Below are 17,257 nucleotides of genomic sequence, written 5' to 3'. Positions count from 1 at the left end.
GCAGATTCCCTTCGGGAATGACAACCAAAAAAGCAAAGGCAACTGCAAAAGCTACTGCGGCGGTGGGCTATTGCGGGGGTTGGCGGAGGGAGGCTGGGATGAAGGCGGTGCTTAGCATTTTAGGGTCGCCGGTGAGGTAGTAGGTGGGGATTTTGGGGAACTGCTCTTCGATGAGGATGAGGGTGCGGAAGTCGAAGCTCTGGACTTCTGCTTGAGACTCCATGTGATTGCGTACGATCGCGCCGCAGAGTGTGGTGACGAAGGTCTGGGGATCGACGGTGTGGTTGGTGGTGGGCTCGGCATGGGCGTTCGTCATAGGTGGGAGAGATGCGGACTTGCCGGTGGAGTCATTGGGCAGAGGGAGGATTTTAGTTTCGAGATTGAAGCGGACCTTCTGCGCATTGGCTGCGCGGGCGGCGGCGTCAGGATGCGATTTGCCGGGGCCGGTGCGGTAGTAGTCGGCGTAGAAGCGGGAGAAGCGGAAGAGCTGCTCGGCGTGGGTGGGGACGTAGGGGCTGATGAGGTTCTCTTGCTTCGCGAAGGCCACGGCGACGGGTGAGAGCGCGAGGTCGTTCTTCTGGTCGGGGAACTGCGGGTGGAGCTTGTCGCAGATGAAGGTGCTCTGGGCTTCGGCGAGTGAGATGTCGCGGGTGTAGACGCGGTTTTCGAGGGTGTAGGGAGCGCCGTCGGCGCGGCGGCAGGACTCGGGGTTGAGGAACTGATCGTGCCAGATGAGGGAGACGTGATCGGTGGTGACGCCGGTGTCGGTTTCGAGTTCGGTGGCGAGGTGGTCGAGACCGTCTTCGAAGGAGGGAAGGGTGTTTTCGGGGCGAAGGCCGCGACCGCCGCGATGGGCGGAGACGACGAAGGTGGCGAAGTACTGGGCTTCGTCGGGGTGTGCGGCTTTCTCTTCTGTTACGACTTGCTGGAGGAGGTCGGGGCGGTCGGAGATGATGCCGTCGACGCGGAGGTCGATGAGGGAGCGCATCTTTGCGGGGTCATTGGTGGTCCAGGGGATGACTCTGAATCCGGCTTTGTGGAGTTGCGCGACGTCGACCAATGGGTTCGGGCCGATGAGCGTGGTGTCGACGGGAGAGAGGACAGGCGTCTGGGCGTTGTGGGCCTTCGCGTGGGCGTTGGCGGCAGTCATAAGCGCGAGGAAGGGATTTTGCATGGGGGCCTGCTGGGCGGTGAGGGTTGCAGTGGTGAAAAGGGTTGCGATCAGAGTTCGTGTTCGAGTGGAGGTTAGCATGACCCACTATGTTATCGGGTTGAAGTTGATGGGATGTAAATGAAGCGTTTGGTTTCCGTCACATCGAATCTTCGCCGAGAGCTGATATGCTCCTCGAAATCTTCGTCGGGTGCGTTATTCAGGTTTTGCTATTTTTGATTTTCGGAAGAGTTTTGAAGGTTCTCGGCGCTCTTATACTCGCGCGTGGCGTCTTCCTTGCGACCTAGAGATCGGTAAGCCTGACCGAGTAGTAAGTGAGTGAGGTGGTTGCCCGGATCCATGCGCTCAGCATGGGTTAGATAGTTGAGTGCGGTGAGAGGGTCTTCGCGTTTGAGCAGTACTTGACCAAGCAGTATATATGGTCCGGTTGCGTTCGGCTCGAGGAGGAGCGCGCAGTTCAGAGCCTGTTGCGCGTCTTCGAAGCGTGAGGCACGCAGATACGAATCGCCTAGATGCTCATAGACTTCTCCGTCCATTGGGTTGATCGTGCGCTCTGCTTCGAACTCGACGATGGCGTCGGCTTCGCGAGATTTCGAGAGAGCGAGTTGACCCAGCAGGAGATGCGCCAGCGGTAATCGCGGATCGATTTCCAATGCTTTTCGTGCCATATGTTCCGACTCGGCCGGATAGTTGCGACGGAGCAGCATTCGACCTACAAAAAGATACGATGCGGCCGAATCGTCGGGGAGTTTGTACTGTTTCGCGAAAATGCGACGCGCGTCATCGTAACGATGTACGTCAAGGTAGCAGACTGCCAGGACGTAGGTGCCGTCGGCGTTGACGCTTGCGATCGTCGAATTTGCGCGTTCCAGCAGAGGGATCGCCGCGGCGGGCTGCCCCATGCGGTATAAGGTCACACCTCGCATTTGTATGGCCTGGAGATCGCTGCTTTGTTGGGCGATGGCTTTTTCAAAAGCGATGTTTGCGGCTGCGAATTCGTTGCGTTGGTAGTGGATCATGCCGCGCATGCGTTCGACCCCTGCGGGCTCAGGCTGCTGCGTGGCCAGGGTGTTCAGGCGCGTCTCCGCTTCGCTCAACTGGCCACGCGAGAGCATTCGCTGGATATCATCGATGGTTGTTGTGTTGCCCGGCGTTGAATTGGCTGGAGGCTTCGCCGCAGCAGGCGTAGGACTGCTCTGTTGCGCGTTGGCATGGAGGATGAGAACGAGGCTTGCAGATCCAATGAACCCAATGAGACAACATCGTAGTCGTTGAAGCCTGATGGAAGAAGACCCTGGGTTCGGTGACATTTCTAGAAGAGGGCTCCCGCTACCTGTTCTGCAACGTTTCTAGTCTCTGGACTCAAGCCCGTCTTAGCTGATTGTTTGGTCAGACTTGCATTGATGGTTAGAACGAAAGCACGATCTCTTACTCGTCCGATGACTTTCTCCTCGCCATCGGTGGAGTTGCGCGAGACGCACTGAAACGCTTCATTGCCGATTGCAGTGAGAGGCAAGGATGTTCCGTTGCATTGGGCCAGATACGTTGCAAAGGTCTTCGACGGAAGAGGCATCGTGTGCACCTCGATGCTCAACGTGAGTGTGGAGGAGGATTGTTTGCGGACGAAGCGGCAGGTTCCGTCGCCATCCGGTGTAACCGCTACTGTGCTCGATTGAACCTCTCCGCCCAGGACCCCACCTGCGGTAGCCGCATTGAGCCATGGACATGGGACCTCCGCGAAGCACCGCGTTTGACTGGGATTTAATCCGGCGATTACCGAAAACGCGAGAGCGAACCATCTTAGTTTTTTCAGTATCATTCCAGCTCCGCTCAGACGTTGTTGTCGATGCGAGATGTCGTTTCGCAGCCGGGTTTTAGATTGGTGCGCAGGCCCCTTCGAGGAGAGATAGAAGAGCGGCAAGCCCAAGGAAGAGGCTTCTGCTGTGCTTCGGTCACTGCTCCCCTCCGCTGCTTACGCCGGTATGAGGCATATCTGTGTGCATGTGCCACGGTACGCTCTCGATTGAGATCTCAGGGTGCTTGCGGAGGAAGTCGAGGGAGTAGGTTGGAGCACCTGGATCGACTTTTTTAGTGACGAACATCGCGGACTGCTCTTTCGCCTTGTCCTTCATGCCCATGCGACGGTAGAGAAGCGAGAGGTTGTAGTGCGCGGCGAGATCATCGGGGTCGATCGCCTGGAGGGCTTCAAACTGCTCCATTGCTTCCTGCGGCCTGCGCTGTTGATAGTAGGAGATTCCGAGTTCGCGACGAGCATCTCGAGACTGGGGATACTGCGCGAGAACTTTTTTCAGGTCTTCTACTTCGGCGTCGTAGTGTCCTGCTCTTCGTTCGACCAAGGCGAGATAGTAGAGGGCGCGTGCGTTGCCGGGATTGAGCTCCAGCGCTTTTTCGAGGCTGGCTCGTGCTGAGCCGTACTTCTCCCATTCGATGTTGGTGAGACCGATGTTTGTGTAGCCGTCGGTGTAGTCGGGCCGCAGCTTCACGACTTGGGCGAACGCCTGGACTGCGTCGCTGTATTGCAGCTGATCGAGATAAGAGATGCCGAGGTTGTTCCAGCGCATCCAGTCGGCGTTGTCGTTGCGCTCGGGTGCGGTGGCGGGATTTTCTCCGATGTTGAGAGTTCGGGTGCGCGAGGCGAGTTCCACAACTGGATAGAGGACGTGGTCTTCGCCGAAGACGTTGTTGAGATAGCTCTGCCGCAGGTGGCGGTAGTTGACGCGCGCCGTTATCTTCACGGCTCCCTTGACTGTGGTGGGAATACGAAACTCGTAGCGAACCAGGACGGAACGGCCTGCCTGAATGGTGTTGTCATAGGCGACAGAGTGGATTGTCCACACTTTGTGATTGTCGACGAACGTTCCTTCCGTATTGACTGGACGGTTCGTGAAGCTGTGGGCTCGCTCGTCCAACATTCCGTTCGGTTTGATGAAGCCGCTGTGGTAGATCTCTTTGTTGTCTGAGTCGGTTACGACAAACTCGACCCACGCCTCGTAGAGATCGCGCACCTCGGGTATGAGAGAGTGGCCGATGTTCTTGTTTTGAATGACCACCATTGTTTGGATGACGTCGCCGGGCGCGAGTGTGAAGGGAGTTGAGCCGAGAGGCGCGATCAGTTTGTCGTCGTTTGCTTTTCGGATCGCAAACAGATCGACGTTGAGGTAGTTGCCGGTCTTGAGGAATTCGACTGTCTTTGCCAACTGCTCGTCGAAGCCATAGTAGAAGGGAACAGCTGTGTTTCCTGCGGTCCACCGGTGTGAGGCGAAGGTTCCGTTCTTTGCGCCGGGCTCCTTCAATGCATTGGCGGCACGCTTCATGTGGCAGCCCTGGCAGGTGGTGAAGTCGGCCTGATAGAAGGTGAGGGGATTTCGCTGCGAGAACTTCGAGTTCTGCCACTCGTCGTAGGCGGTGAAGGCGCGAATGAATTTGTAGCCGTTCAGGGGATTCGGCAGATTGGCTTTATGGCATGCGGAGCAGAACTCGGGTGTGCGATAGAAGGTCTGCATGACGGCCTTCGAGTGCCGATCAAGATGCGCGAGGATCTCTGAGTCTGGTACGAGGCCCGGAATGCGTACGCCGTTTTCATCGACCAGGACAGCAGGTACGCCCATGACATAGCCGCCATTGCCCATGGTTGATTGGAGCTTCTGAACGGAGTGACAGGTGGTGCAGGTCAGGCCATCCTGATCGAATTTGCGGTCGACGAGGGAGTCTTGCGTGAGGCCGCCGCCGAGGACCGCGATGGGGTTGTGGCAGCTATCGCAGTGGCGGGAGAACTCGATTCCTTTGGTCCTGATGAGGATGTTGACGCTGGTGCGGTAGAAGGGAGTGCGGAATGAGTTGGAGTGGAGCGACTGGCGCCACTGGTGGTACGCCTCCTGATGACAATGGCCGCAGTAGTCGGCCGTGGGAAACGTGTCTGGTTGGAGGAAGGTGTCGCCGACTACGGCTGCATTGCCTGGGGTCGAGATATTCTTCGGGCCGAAGGCGAAATTGTAGGTTTTGCCGATCTTGTCGGCGTACAGCTTGCGAGCTGCATCCTGATCCGTTAGCTTTTGCTGCGTCTCGCTTTGGTCGGAGCTTGCGTGAATCTTAGGAAGGAAGGCGAAGACGGTTGCCAGGGAAAGAACTGCAACCAACGCTAGATACGCGGCGCGCACCGCGACAGAGCGTCGTGCAAAACCGATGGCTTTTGCCGATTGCGTCTTGGCCCACTCCGAAAGCTGTTGCATAGCTCCTCCACTCTCTGATCGCGTCGATCGCGGTGGCTCAATGTGCTCCGTATTCTACTCAGCTATCGTGATGTTTGTCTGCCCTGTAATCCGGACGTTTTTGCCTTCGTAGGCTCATCCAGGGTGCCCGGTACGATACCTTTCCCCTCCTGAATGGTGAAGAAACGATCCATCGATGGGAGGGTTATGTGTTCGACGGCTCCGCTTGGCCAATGAATCTCAAGGGCATCGACGGAGGTGGCGTCGCCGATGCCGAAGTGGGGGCGCTGATCGTTGGAGGATTCGTAGCTTCCGCCGCTGAGAACGTCTGCTCGCTGCTTTATACCGCCAGCCGTCAGATAGGCGACCGCCCCTACGGCGTCGCGAGGGCTCTTCGGACCGCCAATGAGCCTCAAACCCACCCAATGATGGTGATCGGGGCTGACATCACGCATGAGCGACGGGACGTGATCCATGGAGTTGATGACTACGTCGGTCTTTCCATCGTTGAACAGATCGCCGAATGCAGCTCCTCTGCCTGGTATTACTTCGGCGAGGCCCGTACCGATCACCGCAGGTACGACTTCAAACTTCTTTCCTTTGTCCACGTTATGAAAGAGAAGCGGGCGCTGGGCGTAGGAGGTGCCCCAGTCGTTTTTGTCCACCTGGGGGTAGACATGGCCGTTGACGAGAAAGATGTCCTTCCATCCGTCGTTGTCGTAGTCGATAAACTCGGTGGCCCAAGTGAGAAAAGGATAGGTCAGCTCGGCGATGCCCATCTCAGGGCTGATTTCAGTGAAGCCCTGGTCTCCGCCATTTCGGAAGAGCGGCTTGTAGTCGTCGGAGAAGGTGCCGGTGTAGAGGTCGACCAGGCCATTGTTGAGATAGTCGCCGATGGCGAGACCCATGCCTGCCTGATCGCGTGCCTGCTGGTTCAATGCAAAGCCCGAGTAGTAGCTGACATCTTCGAAGGTTCCGTCTCCCTTGTTCATGTAGAGATAGTTCGGGCATGAATCGTTGGTGACGACGAGGTCAGGTTTGCCATCGTTATCTATATCGACAAAGGTTGCGGTGAAGCCGTAGTAGTGGGCTTTGTCGGAGACGCCGGCCTTCTCGCTGACATCGGTAAAAGTGCCGTCGCCGTTGTTGTGAAAGAGGTGGTCGGCTTCTCCTGGCAAGCCACGGGGGCCGCATAGGGTGTTCACTCCACGAAACTGGCAGTAGACCAAGCCAGCGGCTGTAGTGCCAGGATCGGGTGGGTGGTTCAAGTCATAGTGAACATATCCTGGAACGAAGAGATCGAGTCGGCCGTCTCCGTCGTAGTCTCCAAAGGTCGCACCGGTAGACCAGTTTCCGAGGGTGACTCCAGCTTTTTCGGCGACATCAGTGAATGTACCGTCATGGTTGTTGTGATAGAGCCGGTTCTTCCCAAAGTTTGAGACGTAGATGTCCGGCCAACCATCGTTGTCGTAGTCTCCAATGGCGACGCCGTATCCCCAGCGGTCGTTTGCAACGCCTGCCTTAGCGGTAACGTCGGTGAAAGTTCCGTCGTGGTTGTTGTGAAAGAGCGCAGCGTGAGGTGGTTCCGCGGTACCCTTAATCGCTTCGTAGGTGGAACCGTTTACGAGGTAGATGTCGAGCCATCCATCGTTGTCGTAGTCCAGGAGTGCAACCCCGGAGCCTGTTGTCTCAAGGATGTAAGTTTTTTCGGGTGTCCCCATGGTGTGATGCCAGCTCGTCAAGCCCGCTTGTTTGGCGACGTCCTGGAAGATTACCGGTCCGTCTTTGACGAAACCTCCGGCGGTGATAGGGCGCAGCTCTGAGTCTTTAACAGGTGCGAACACACCTGCTGTAGCAGATCCTCCTTGTGGTGGTGGAGGAGGCTGGGTTTGGGGCGCGGCTGTCTTGCCGGCAACTTGCGCTACTCCACCAAGCACCAATAGGAAGCTGCACAGAAGGGCAATAACGGGGGGCGTCTTGGCAATGCACTTTTTCAACTTGTGGCTCACATCAGTAATCTATATTCGCAGTGCGTTTTTTTGGACAAGAATTCGACGTTTGCTTCGCCGTCACAAATCATCGGCCTTGCTGTTACCCTTGTCCATCATTATTTGATACGTCATTGCTTTGCAGAGTCGAACGAAGTGGTTCGGCTTTACTGCGAATCTTCTGGACGTAAGCAGATTTGGAATACCGCAAAGTGTCGTGAGCATCCAACCTTTGGAAGTTGAGGATAGCTGCGTGAGCTGCTCCGCATGCAAAACGCAGCCCCCCTCAGACGAGAGGTAATTTTTTGAAACTGTTAGCGAAGTTCAACTTAATGCTCATCCTGCTGTTTGGCATCGGTCTGCTGTTGGTATCGCAGCTCTCGCGCGAGTTCCTCGAGAAGAATGCGCGCGACCAGACTCTGCAACAGGCAAAGCTGATGATCTCGAGCGCGCGATCAACCAGGGACTACACGGAGCAGGAGCTGGATCCTCTGCTTGAAAAGACGCCGGAGAGCGCAAAGCGCTTCCTGCCGCAGACGATTCCTTTTTATGCCGCAACCGTTACGTTCAATCATTTGCGTAAAGATTATCCGGACTACACGTACAAGGAAGCTGCTCTCAACCCCACGAATCCGCGCGATCGCGCCGACCAGTGGGAGGCCGACATTATTGAGTATTTCCGCAACCATCCGGATCAGAAGCAGTTGATCGGAGAACGTCAAACGGCCACCGGTACATCGATCTCGCTGTCCCAGCCTATCGTTACGAATGCAAGCTGCCTGGAGTGCCACGGTTCGCCGACGGCTGCACCCCCTACGCAGATTCAAACCTATGGGAACGCAAATGGTTTTGGATGGACGCTCAACGAAGTGATCGGAGCACAGATTGTTTCGGTACCGACAGCGGTTGCCGAAGGAATTGCTTCCCACATCTTCCATACGCTGCTGCTGTATATCTCTGCCTCGTTCATCGTTACCCTGGCGGTGATCGACCTGGGCCTCTATTACATCATCATCCTTCCAGTGCGGCGGCTGGCGACAACCGCTGACCTGGTAAGCAAAGGCGATTTGAGTCAGCCCGAGTTGATCTCTAAAGGAAAAGACGAGATCGCTGAAGTGACTGCGTCGTTTAATCGGATGTATGTGAGCCTTAAGAAGGCAATCGAGATGCTCGACAAGTAAGGCTCGTCATGAGGACGACGAGTATTTGTGTCTCGTTGCGAGGAAGACCCTGCGCTTGTCGTCGGAGTCGATCTCATTTGCGACAAGCGTGTAAAGCTCATCTAAGCTGATCGCACGTTTGGCGGCGCGGTTGACAACGAGTCTCGCGATAGGCCCGATATGAAATGCGAGATCGCGGCTGACCGATTCGAGATGTTTTTCGTTGAGAGCTGACTTGATCGAGTTGGTGGATGCAGCGTGACTGTCGGGCGGCGTGGGGTACTGGTTCGATTCCTTCGTTTGACGTGGTGGAACCAGGAGTGTGGTCGCCTCTGTATGCACAGATCGCAAGGCCTGCAGGAAGTCCCCTGAGGTCTGGAATCGATTGTCGGGGAGTTTTGCCAGAGACTTGAGCATGACTTCGGAGAGCCGCGTGGGGATGTTCTGATTGATTGAGGCAGGATCGACCGGGACTCCTCGGAGATGACTGCTGGCGATCGCATATTCGCCGGCGCCGTCGAAGGGGAGGCGTCCGGTGAGTAACTGATAGAGCACTATGCCGACGGAATAAAGGTCGGACCGAGCGTCGAGGTGCTCGCCCATGACCTGCTCTGGAGACATGTAGTGCAGTGAGCCAAGGATTGCGCCCGTGCGTGTTACATCGGAGCCAATGGTCGGGAAAGCGAGCCCAAAGTCCACCAGCTTAATCCGATCTCCCCTGCTTATCATGATGTTCGACGGTTTTATATCGCGATGAATAATTCCAAGGTCGTGAGCGTAGGCTAAGCCTGAGAGGACCTGTTGTATGTAGTCCATGCTCTTCCCCATCATGATTGATTCTGAGTCGAGCTTTGCACGAAGGGTGGGTCCCTCGACGAACTCCATGATCATGATGAGCTCGCCTTGATGGCGATAGGCTGTATGAAGGACCGCGATGTTTGGATGGTCGAGTCGTGCCAGCAGTCTGATCTCGCGCAGGAATCGCTGGGCGATCTCTTCGGTGGCGGGACGGCCCGGCAGCAGGACCTTCATGGCCTCGATTCTGTGTGAGATGGTATGGCGTACCTGGTAGACGTGTCCCATACCTCCAGAACCGAGTGTGCCGATTACTTCGTGATCGCCGACGAGATCTCCAACGTTGATGGCCATGCCGTAACTTACCACTATGACTGGCTTCCTTGCATTGTTTGCGGGGTGGTCATTTCTTAAATTGAAACCGGATGTGCTGAGCACATCCGGTTTCACTACAGCCAATGAAGGTCGTTGACCTTTCTGAGGTTGCGACTATTTCGAGTTCGTGTCGAAGAGATCTGCCTCCTGGTTCATCTGCGCGGCGTCCACGGTCTGTGAGAACAAGATCACTCGGTAACGGAAGGTTGCGGTCTGACCTTTCTCGATGGTGTAGTTGAACGGCGGCTGCTTTGGGTCGAAGATACTTCGGCCCAGTGGATTCGCTGCGAAGAGTCCATATCCGCGAGCGTGCCAGTAGGTTTGATAGCCTGGATTCTTCGATTGGTCGATGATTGCGATCGTGACCGTATGACCTTCGGGGTTTGTACCAGTCAGAGTGCACCATCGGCCACGGGTGGCCCACGCCGCTCCACCTTTAACTCCTTCACTGGTCAAGTAAACTCCAGTTGCACCTGCTGTGTCGGCGGCGTCCACCTTCGTGGGCTTTCCGCTAGCGTCCATGAAGATGCCGCCCTTTTCGTCTGCGGATTCAAGCCAGTGAGCGACTCGCATTCCCAGCAAGCCTTCTTTATCGTCGTTGAAGACGACTTTGTCCAAAGCTTCTAACGTCGTGATCTGATCGATGGAACGACCATCTTTGCGCTTTGTGAAGACATACTTTGTGGTGTCCTTCAGGATCTCCTTATTTTCTCCAGTGATCCATACCGATTCAACGACCAGCTCTCCTCGGTCGGCTCCGCTTTTGGTTGATACGATTTTCTTCTGAAAGATGCTTCCCATCTTCGCGCGGCCTTCCGGCTTGATCGCATCGGAGTTATTCCAGAAGTCAAATCCGTTTACATTTCCATAGTTAAACCAGAGCCCCGCATGGTGCGGATGGTCAACTCGCTCACCCGGTCGCGGCTCTAGTGGATAGCCGCGCGTCACTGTTATTCCTTGATCCGTTATTAGCGGGTATAGAACAGGTTTTTTCAATGATGTTGGCCAGATGTACGAGGTAAAAGGCTTGCCGTCGATTGTGATGTCGACTCGCTGATGTGACTCATCAGCGACTACCTGGACGCCCTTCACTGCCGCACTCGCAAGATGATTTCCTCCAAACCCAAAGCTTGCTGCAAGAAAACCCAGCACCAACAACTTAGGCATACACCTTTCCTCCTACCATCACCTGCTGGGTCTTGTCGTCGAATGTTATCTTCTGTCCGGTCTGGATGGCGGCCACATTCATGCAGAGTGCGACTGAGTGTGCATAACCGGCTTCGATGCTCGCGTTGGGTGTCTTGCGGGAGCGGACGCACTCCATCCAGTTCCGCATGTTTGCTGAGGTTTGCGGATCACCCTTTGTGTCGGCTGCGGTTGAGACGGCTTCAACGTTTTCGCTTAGCGCAAAGCTGGGTAGAAGATTCGGCTTCATGCCCATCTCTGCGGCAGCCTTATCCTTCAGCCCGCCGTCTGGAGTGACTCGTTGCTTGTCCATGTCGATCATTCCCGCGTTTGAGTAGTAGAGCTCCTTTACTCCGCCGGCGGAGTTTGTGAATCGAGACGAGTACTGCACCTGGAAGCCCTTGCTGAGATCGTCGAGCGGACCGTAGTCAAAGACAGCCGTCATGGTGTCCCAGTTTTTGCGGCCATCCTTCCAAAGATAGATCCCGCCGTTTGCGACGACGCTTCGTGGATGCGGTAGCCCGCTGAACCAGTGCACTGTGTCGATCTGGTGAACGAGCCATTGATCGGGGATACCAGAGGAGTAAGGCCAGAAGAGACGGAACTCGAGGTACTTGCGTGCGTCGAATGGCTCATGCGGGCGGTTCATCAGGTAACGCTTCCAGTCGGTGTCCTCCTCTTTCAACAGAGGCACGACGTCGGGGCGCCGCCATCGTCCGGGTTGGTTGACGTTCCACGTCATCTCCACCATTACGATGTCCCCAAATTTTCCTGATTGAATGTATTCAGCCGCCTTCTGGTAGCTCGGCGTACTGCGGCGTTGCGTTCCGACCTGAACGATCTTGCCAGTCTTCTTTACGGCAGCAAGGAATAGGCGAGCGTCTTCCATGGTGTGGGCTGTGGGCTTCTCGACGTACGCATCGCGACCAGCATTTACCGCCTCGGCTCCGTGTCGAGCATGTTGGAAGTCTGCGGTCGCAATGAGTACAGCGTCCACATCTTTTCGCGCGTACAGTTCGTCGTTGTTGCGCACGGGCGTAACTGTATCTCCGCTGACCTTCTGTATGTAAGCAGCACCTTCTTCGCGCCGCCGGTTCCAGATATCCGAGACGGCGACGAACTGGAAGTTCATGTCCTTCGCGTTTTGTGCGAACGCGGGGATGAGTGCACCTTTCATTCGGTCGCCACAACCGATCACGCCAACTTTTACCCGATCATTTGCGCCAATGATGCTTGCGTAGCTGGTCGCGGTCCACGACACCGCGGTGGTTGCCAGCGCGGCGCCACTCATCTTTAGAAAATCTCTGCGATTGTTATCCTGCCCTGCCATATCAGTTGTCTCCTTCGACCGATGGTTGGTGATGCGTTTCTAACGAGCCATGCTTATGGGCTAACGACTTATGCGTCGAGTGATACTTGTGTGTCTTCGCCTGGGCGAGTCTTTAGAAGGTCAACTTTACGGCTCCCTGGAAGATTCTGGCTCCGTAGCCGTTGACCGTTGACGTGACCTGCCCGAAGGTGGAGGAGACGATGGAAGTGGACGATCCTGCATAGCCTGCCGTGCTGCCAGGAGCGGCAAAGTTGGGGTGATTCAGAACGTTGAAACCTTCGAATCGGAGATTCAACGCGAGGCGATCGTGGAGAGGGAAGACACGGCTTATTGCGCTGTCGACCTGAAGGAACTCAGGACCACGATAGGCGTTGCGTCCGGAGTTTCCAAAGGTGCCGGTTGGATTTGCGGTGAAGGCGGAGAGGTTGATGAACTGCGCGTTCGTTGAGCGACCGCTCCTGATCTTTGCGTGAGTGTAGACTCCGATCGGGTTGACGAGGTTTGGACGGTCGTTGTTCACGGCAGTCAGCGAATTGTCCACACCGGATGTCACGTTGAATGGAGTTCCATCTGTGATGTGGATGAGTGGAGCGATCTGCCAGTTATTGAAGGCGTATGCTTTCCATCCGGTCAGTGAGAAGTGGCTCGACGCTACGACGGTTGTATTGAAGACGGCTCGGTAGTCGAATCCGCAGCTGGCTCGATCACCTCTGATGTTGAACGGATTCTGAACGGACGTTCCTGCGACGTCGGCTGAGTTGTCCGAGATGTCGATGCAGTGCGACCAGGTGTAATTCGCCAGGAAGACGAAGTTGGACGACACACGATGTTGAATGGTTGTGATCATCCCGTTGTAGCTCGCGTTGGCGCCTGGTTTGATCAAGATAGATCCGGCACCACCGCCGAGATACTTCGGTCCCTGCGTGGGGTTAGCGAGGGTAAGTGAGTAGCGTGAGGCCGTATTGCCAATTGTCGAGCATGGACCCTTTGCGCACTGTCCCGGTAGGTAGGTTGCGGGATCGATTGGGTAGCCATACGGGTTGAAGTCAGTCCGGTTGCCGATGTAGTCGATCTGGAACTCCCAACCGCGGCCGAATTCCTGTTGAACGCTGGCAGTCCATTGCATCGTGTAGGGAGCGTGGAACTGTGACGTCAGCACGATGTACTGTCCACCACTGGGGAAGACTGTAGCGGCGGTTGGTTTGAATGGCTGAGGGAATGGGTTTGAGGTTTGTGTCCCGTTGGACCATGGGCTGTCGAAGTTCAGCGGAGCGTTCACAGGATTGTTCGAAATGGTCTGGGCGAAGGGTGGGTTCTGATTTGTGCGCTGTCCGGTAAAGAAGTTCGGCTCGTCGTAGACCAATGCTGCACCGACACGGAAGACAGTCTTGCCGGTACCAAAGGGATCGAGCGTCGCGCCTACGCGTGGAGAAAACTGCCATGGAGAGTTCTTCGTAAATGCCTTCGGAACGCCGGTATCGCCATAGAAGAGGCTGCCGGCAGGCGCATTCGGGAATACGGTGCTGAAGGTATTGCTCTCAAAATCGCTCATGTTGAAGATCGATCCGCGACCGAAGTAATCGGTGGGGAAGTAAAGGGGATCCCAACGCACACCGGCAGAGAGTACAAGTGTCTTAGTTGGGTGGAAGGTGTCCTGAATATAGAGACTTGGTATGGGTGCCCGCAGAGCATTCTGTTGTGCTTTGCTCTGCTGGAAGGCACTCATCGATCCGGTTAGGAAGTCCAGATTCGCGTCGGCGCCGGTGCCGGCGCTTGTGCCGGCAGGTCCTTTTTGACCGTAGACGCCGGAGAAGGTAAAGGTTCCATTCGACTCATACACGTTGGAGATGTTGAGTTGTGATTTGACATACTCTCCACCGAATGCAATCTGGTGCTTGCCGCGAACCCAGTTCACATCGTCCGCAAAAGAGAAGGTGTTGTCGTTGAAGTGAGCGACAGCGCAGGTGCCGCAGTATGAACTCCACTTGTTGGTCGCTGTAACCTGTAGACCTACAGCGATAGGAACGTACATGTCCAATCCAATCGTCGAGGCATTGACGCCCGTTGCAGCGGGGCCGCGATCATCGCGCCGTCTTGTGCCCGTCGCATGAAACGAGTTCACCATCTGCGAGTTGATGATGTATGTCTCGCCGATCGTGAGAGCTTGCGCGCGCTCGTAGTTTCCCGGCTGGCTTGTGATCAATAGATTCGTCGGCTGATAGTAAGCGGGGCTCTGATAACCATCCAGAAAATAGCGACCATACAGACTGTTCTTCGAGTTGATCGTTGCATCGACACGAGTGATGAACTGATTTTCTTCGACCAGATTCGGAATTGCGAAGGTTACGAGACCGCAGTTGTTTGTTGCAGCAGGGAGAAGCTTCTGCAGAGCGAGTGCGCCCGCACTAAAGCTGCTGGGGTCGATCTGGTTATTGGGTAGGATCGCGCCGGTTTTTGGGTTGACCAGTTGGATAGCCTTGCCATTCGACTGACACGCAGCGCTATCTGTGGCCGAAAAATCACCTAACAGATTTGCAGCGGTAGGGACGTATGCTGTCGTGAGCGCCTGACTCTGATCTGCTTTGAGACGCTGATAGCCGGCGAAGAAAAATAACTTGTCCTTGATCACTCTTCCGCCAAAGGTGCCACCGAACTGGTTCTGATGCAGCGTGTCCTTGGCAGTTGAGAAGAAGTTGGTGGCATCGATGAAGTTGTTGCGGATGAATTCAAAGGCTGTTCCGTGCCAGTCGTTTGATCCGGATCGGGTTACTACGTTGACGAGACCACCGGGGTGAAGGCCGCTCTGAGCGCCGAGGGCGGTGGTTTCAACGCTGAACTGCGCCACGGCGTCGGGGAATGGAAAGGGCAGATTTACGTTCGTCATGTAGTCGTTGTGGTCGCCACCGTCGAGTCGATAGTCAGTGGCATTGCCTTGTCCGCCGCCAACTGAGATGACCGCGGAGCTAAAAAAGGTCTTGCTCCCTTGTTGGTCGTTGTTTTCGTTCGCGTTGACGGAGCCGCCGGAGAGGGTGATCAGCGAGGTTACCTGGCGCCCGTTGAGGGGTAATTCGGTGATGGTTTTCTGATCGATCGTCTGTTTGAACGAGCTGTCTTCTGTCTGTAAGGCCAGACCACTTGCCTGAACTTCGACCCTTTGGTCTGATGCTCCGACGGTCATGCCTATATTGATGGCGATGCTGCTGCCGACTTCCAGAACGATATTTGTTTGCTCATAATGCTCGAATCCCTGGGCTGTGACACCGACAGTGTACGTTCCAATGTCAAGATTTGGAAAGCTATACGAGCCGTTTGAACCGGTGACGGTGGTGTGCTTGACTTGAGTCGCCACATTGGTTGCCGTGACATTCGAGCCTGGGATGACGGCACCGGTCGAGTCTGTCACCGCACCTTGAATACTGCCTGTTCCTGCAGTCTGGGCTTTGCCCTGGGCAACCAGCAAACATGCGGCGATGCAGACTAAGATTGCGCATCGAAAGCTCGCAATCCATGTGTATTTCGTAGTAAGTGCGTTCATCAAACTGCCTCCAAAAGTAGTGGTCTAGCTACCGATCGGCATGCTCGTCATCCATGGCGGCGTATGCTTTCCAGCGACCGGTCCCAAAGGTGCTGAAACTGATCGCAACGTCGCTGAAAGGACTTACTGATGCGTCGCGACTTCTCTGCTGGTTTGCGAAGCCGATCGAATTTGGCGGACGAAAACCGTGGTCTCACCTATCGGGTCGAAACGGTATAGTGGTTGGACCTTTAGTGTCAAGCATTATTGATGGGACAAATTGCCTTGTCTTGGCATCGCCGACTCACCCTATTGATTCTGAAGCTAGATATCGCACCTAAAAATCATGATTGTGGGAGGGATGAGCCCGCCAAATGGCTAATTCGGGGTGATGAGAGCCTCGGCAATTTTTCAGCCAGAGAAGGGTGACCTTGAGATGGTCGACCTCTTTTGTGATCAAGCTGGGAATTTAAGGCCGGTTTGTTCTTCACTGACCTGCCAGAGACGGGCGGCTGCGGCGACATCTACCGCCTGGGGCGCGATGACGGCGGGGCCAACCTCGTGGCCGCGCATCTCCTGGAAGCCTTGTGGGCCATAGTAGCCGCCGTCTTTTGCGTCGGCTGCGGTTGCGGCATAGAGCGTTGGCAGGGCGCCTTCGGAGTCTGAGTTGAGGACGATACCGATGACGTGGCCGAAGAGGCTGCGGGCGGTCTTCTCGAACGGCGAGTAGTTGCCCGATTGGAAGAGATTTGTGTGGGCGACGCCGGGATGGGCCGCGACGCTCATGATGGGCGAGTTGGTTGCACGTAGCCGGCGATCGAGCTCGAAGGTGAAGAGGAGATTGGCGAGCTTGGACTGCTGGTAGGCGCGCATGGGCGAGTAGCTTTGTGAGGCGTGGAGGTCGCCGAAGTTGATTTGAGCTCGTTTGTGGGCGATGGAGGCGATCGTGACGACGCGAGGCCTGACGGCGGACTCGGCGGATTCGTTGGCGGCTTGCTGGAGGGCGGGGAAGAGCAACGCGGTCAGTGCGAAATGGCCGAGGACGTTTGTGCCGAATTGAAGTTCGAAGCCGTCAGAGGTCTCCTGGCGGGTGGGCGGGGCAAAGACGGCGGCGTTGTTGATCAATAGATGCAATGGCTGATGTTGTGCGAGTACTGTTGCAGCCGCGTTGTGTATGGATTCGCGCGAGGCGAGGTCGAGCAAGATGAGTTCTGCCTGGATGCCTGGTGAATCCGAGTGGAGGCGCGCGAGGGCGGCTTCGCCACGTTGGCGGTTTCGGCATGCGAGCAGAATATGGGCTCCCTTGCGGGCCAGCTTCAATGCGGTGTGGTAGCCGATGCCGCTGTTCGCGCCGGTTATGAGGACACGTTTGTCGGTCAGCGAGGGAATGTCGGATGCTTGCCACTTTCTGCTCATCGCTATTGGACGAGGGAGGGGGCGGATTAAGATGCGAAGTATTTCCGGTTCGGAGCGGGGACGGCTTCGCACTGTCTGCTAAAAATGAATTTAT

The 17,257-nt window shown here is 55.8% G+C and carries 11 protein-coding genes; 1 reads left to right on the top strand and 10 read right to left on the bottom strand.

Going from position 1 to position 17,257, the window contains the following annotated elements; genetic code table 11:
- Window positions 1-67: 67 nt before the first annotated feature.
- From RBB82_RS08775 to RBB82_RS08755, 5 genes are all read right to left on the bottom strand, one after another.
- Window positions 68-1,252, bottom strand: a complete 1,185-nt coding sequence (locus RBB82_RS08775; protein ID WP_433974741.1) for a glycerophosphodiester phosphodiesterase family protein — start codon at window positions 1,250-1,252, stop codon at window positions 68-70.
- Between the two features lie 128 nt (window positions 1,253-1,380).
- Window positions 1,381-2,481 carry a tetratricopeptide repeat protein gene (locus RBB82_RS08770; RefSeq protein WP_433974740.1) on the bottom strand — a complete coding sequence of 367 codons (1,101 nt, stop codon included), beginning with the start codon at window positions 2,479-2,481 and terminating at the stop codon, window positions 1,381-1,383.
- Window positions 2,482-2,483: 2 nt separating this feature from the next.
- The gene (locus RBB82_RS08765) at window positions 2,484-2,990 is read right to left on the bottom strand and encodes a hypothetical protein (protein WP_433974739.1); all 507 of its coding nucleotides are present in this window, start codon (window positions 2,988-2,990) and stop codon (window positions 2,484-2,486) included.
- Between the two features lie 133 nt (window positions 2,991-3,123).
- Window positions 3,124-5,421 carry a tetratricopeptide repeat protein gene (locus RBB82_RS08760; RefSeq protein WP_433974738.1) on the bottom strand — a complete coding sequence of 766 codons (2,298 nt, stop codon included), beginning with the start codon at window positions 5,419-5,421 and terminating at the stop codon, window positions 3,124-3,126.
- Window positions 5,422-5,483: 62 nt separating this feature from the next.
- Window positions 5,484-7,397 (bottom strand): CRTAC1 family protein, encoded by a 1,914-nt coding sequence (locus RBB82_RS08755; protein ID WP_433974737.1) that lies wholly within the window; start codon window positions 7,395-7,397, stop codon window positions 5,484-5,486.
- 296 nt (window positions 7,398-7,693) lie between these two features.
- Here RBB82_RS08755 and RBB82_RS08750 point away from each other — a divergent pair, with 296 nt between their 5' ends.
- Window positions 7,694-8,569 carry a c-type heme family protein gene (locus tag RBB82_RS08750; protein ID WP_433974736.1) on the top strand — a complete coding sequence of 292 codons (876 nt, stop codon included), beginning with the start codon at window positions 7,694-7,696 and terminating at the stop codon, window positions 8,567-8,569.
- Window positions 8,570-8,575: 6 nt separating this feature from the next.
- On the opposite strand, the gene RBB82_RS08745 is transcribed toward RBB82_RS08750, so the two are convergent.
- The 5 genes from RBB82_RS08745 to RBB82_RS08725 all read right to left on the bottom strand — a co-directional run bounded on the left by RBB82_RS08745 (window position 8,576) and on the right by RBB82_RS08725 (window position 17,163).
- The gene (locus tag RBB82_RS08745; RefSeq protein ID WP_433974735.1) at window positions 8,576-9,712 is read right to left on the bottom strand and encodes a serine/threonine protein kinase; all 1,137 of its coding nucleotides are present in this window, start codon (window positions 9,710-9,712) and stop codon (window positions 8,576-8,578) included.
- 120 nt (window positions 9,713-9,832) lie between these two features.
- On the bottom strand, window positions 9,833-10,885 hold the full coding sequence (locus RBB82_RS08740) for a PmoA family protein (protein ID WP_433974734.1): 1,053 nt from the start codon (window positions 10,883-10,885) through the stop codon (window positions 9,833-9,835).
- Window positions 10,878-12,233 carry a Gfo/Idh/MocA family oxidoreductase gene (locus RBB82_RS08735; protein WP_433974733.1) on the bottom strand — a complete coding sequence of 452 codons (1,356 nt, stop codon included), beginning with the start codon at window positions 12,231-12,233 and terminating at the stop codon, window positions 10,878-10,880. The genes RBB82_RS08740 and RBB82_RS08735 overlap by 8 nt, the downstream gene beginning before the upstream one ends.
- A gap of 112 nt (window positions 12,234-12,345) precedes the next feature.
- The gene (locus RBB82_RS08730; RefSeq protein ID WP_433974731.1) at window positions 12,346-15,768 is read right to left on the bottom strand and encodes a carboxypeptidase regulatory-like domain-containing protein; all 3,423 of its coding nucleotides are present in this window, start codon (window positions 15,766-15,768) and stop codon (window positions 12,346-12,348) included.
- 435 nt (window positions 15,769-16,203) lie between these two features.
- Window positions 16,204-17,163: an oxidoreductase gene (locus RBB82_RS08725; protein ID WP_433974730.1), complete on the bottom strand. Its 960-nt coding sequence runs from the start codon at window positions 17,161-17,163 to the stop codon at window positions 16,204-16,206.
- Between the last annotated feature and the right edge of the window lie 94 nt (window positions 17,164-17,257).

This window comes from Tunturiibacter lichenicola, from assembly GCF_051013355.1.
GTDB classification, from domain to species: Bacteria; Acidobacteriota; Terriglobia; order Terriglobales; family Acidobacteriaceae; genus Edaphobacter; species Edaphobacter lichenicola_F.
This window is presented reverse-complemented; position numbering and strand designations above follow the sequence as displayed.

What these genes read in the sequence shown, in the direction of transcription:
- RBB82_RS08725 (WP_433974730.1), bottom strand. Translation starts at nt 17,163, where the DNA reads ATGAGCAGAAAGTGGCAAGCATCCGACATTCCCTCGCTGACCGACAAA.
- RBB82_RS08740 (WP_433974734.1), bottom strand. Translation starts at nt 10,885, where the DNA reads ATGCCTAAGTTGTTGGTGCTGGGTTTTCTTGCAGCAAGCTTTGGGTTT.
- RBB82_RS08765 (WP_433974739.1), bottom strand. Translation starts at nt 2,990, where the DNA reads ATGATACTGAAAAAACTAAGATGGTTCGCTCTCGCGTTTTCGGTAATC.
- RBB82_RS08770 (WP_433974740.1), bottom strand. Translation starts at nt 2,481, where the DNA reads ATGTCACCGAACCCAGGGTCTTCTTCCATCAGGCTTCAACGACTACGA.
- RBB82_RS08730 (WP_433974731.1), bottom strand. Translation starts at nt 15,768, where the DNA reads ATGAACGCACTTACTACGAAATACACATGGATTGCGAGCTTTCGATGC.
- RBB82_RS08775 (WP_433974741.1), bottom strand. Translation starts at nt 1,252, where the DNA reads ATGCTAACCTCCACTCGAACACGAACTCTGATCGCAACCCTTTTCACC.
- RBB82_RS08760 (WP_433974738.1), bottom strand. Translation starts at nt 5,421, where the DNA reads ATGCAACAGCTTTCGGAGTGGGCCAAGACGCAATCGGCAAAAGCCATC.
- RBB82_RS08735 (WP_433974733.1), bottom strand. Translation starts at nt 12,233, where the DNA reads ATGGCAGGGCAGGATAACAATCGCAGAGATTTTCTAAAGATGAGTGGC.